The 1,538-nt window shown below is 67.9% G+C and carries 2 protein-coding genes; both read left to right on the top strand.

What is annotated here, in order from left to right:
- The first annotated feature begins 91 nt into the window (after positions 1 to 91).
- Positions 92 to 484 (top strand): transposase, encoded by a 393-nt coding sequence (locus tag L0H79_RS22105; RefSeq protein WP_301486933.1) that lies wholly within the window; start codon positions 92 to 94, stop codon positions 482 to 484.
- Positions 485 to 486: 2 nt separating this feature from the next.
- Positions 487 to 1,512, top strand: a complete 1,026-nt coding sequence (locus L0H79_RS22100; protein ID WP_301486932.1) for an IS3 family transposase — start codon at positions 487 to 489, stop codon at positions 1,510 to 1,512.
- Positions 1,513 to 1,538: the final 26 nt, after the last annotated feature.

The following is a 1,538-nucleotide window of genomic DNA, read 5'->3' as shown; positions in this document are numbered from 1 at the left end:
CCCTGTCTGTCAAGGTGAAGTGAGACAACCGACCAGCTCGGTTGTGTGCCAAGTAAGACGGGGCGAGAGATGAGATTTGATCCTGATGACGATGAGTAGCGCAGACGTTGACGCGGGCGTGACCCGCACGACCCGGCGGGTGTTCACGGCGGCGTACAAGGCGCAGATGGTGGCCGAGTACGACGCGGCAAGCGATCGCGGTGCACGCGGGGCGCTGCTGCGCCGGGAGGGCCTGTTCGACTCGCACATCGGCAAGTGGCGCCGGGCCCAGCAGGAGGGCCGACTGGCGGGCACGCCGACCGCCGGGGCCGGCGGTGGCGGTCGGAGTCCGGCCTCGCGGGAACGGGCTCTGAGCGTAGAGAACGAGCGGCTGCGCGCCGAGCTGGAGACCACGAAGGCGGTGTTGGACGTTGCGGGAAAAGTATCCGCGCTCTTGGAGACGCTCTCCGAGAGCGCGGGCGCCAAGCCGCGGCCGCGGACGTGATCATGCCCGCCCTACACCAGCTGCGTGAGCTCATCTCGACGAGCGCGGCGTGCCGGCTGCTGGGGGTCTCGCGGGCCTCGCTGCACCGGTGGGAGCACCCGGTCTACGGGCCGAAGCCGGCACCAGCGCCGCGGGAGCACCCGTCGGCGTTGACCGGCACGGAACGCGAGCTGGTGCTGGCCGTGCTGGATGAGGACCGGTTCGCCGACAAGGCGCCCGAGCAGGTCTGGGCGGTCCTGCTGGACGAGGGCAGATACCTGTGCTCGGTCTCCACGATGTACCGGATCCTGCACTGCCACAGTCAGGTCCGTGAGCGGCGCGCGCAGGCCAAGCACCCGCCGCGGGTCATCCCGGAGCTGGTCGCGACCGGCCCGGACCAGGTCTTTTCGTGGGACATAACCAAGCTGGCGGGTCCGGTCAAGGGCTGCTACTACGACGCGTACGTGATCATGGATATCTACTCCCGCAAGATCATCCACTGCGAGGTCCACACCGGCGAGTCCGGTCTGCTGGCCCGCGACTTTCTGGCCAGCGCGATCATCGCCAACGGCGGCGCCGCGCCGCGCTGGGTGCACTCAGACAACGGCACCTCGATGACCTCCAAGACCGTCGCCGGGCTGCTCGCCGACTGCCACATCACCCGGTCGCTGTCTCGGCCGCACACCTCCAACGACAACCCATTTTCCGAGGCGCTGTTCAAGACCGTGAAGTACTGCCCCGCGTTCCCGGACCGGTTCGGCTCGCTAGCCGACGCGCGCGCCTTCATGGCCACCTTCGTCGACTACTACAACCACCACCACCGCCATTCCGGCATCGGCCTGCATACGGCCGCCAGCGTCCACGACGGCACCTGGCGCGCTATTGCCGCCGCCCGCCAATCCACCCTCGATCAGGCCTACCACGCCCACCCCGACCGGTTCCGCCGCGGCCGGCCGACCATCCCAACCGTGCCTGTAAAGGCCTGGATCAACCAGCCCAAGCCGACCATCGAAACGAGCGCCACTTCCCACACTTCTTCAACCGCTTGATGTCTCACACACCTTGACAACTTCCG

Origin of the sequence: Intrasporangium sp. (assembly GCF_030452765.1) — a bacterium.
Taxonomy (GTDB): Bacteria; Actinomycetota; Actinomycetes; order Actinomycetales; family Dermatophilaceae; genus Intrasporangium_A.
This window is presented reverse-complemented; position numbering and strand designations above follow the sequence as displayed.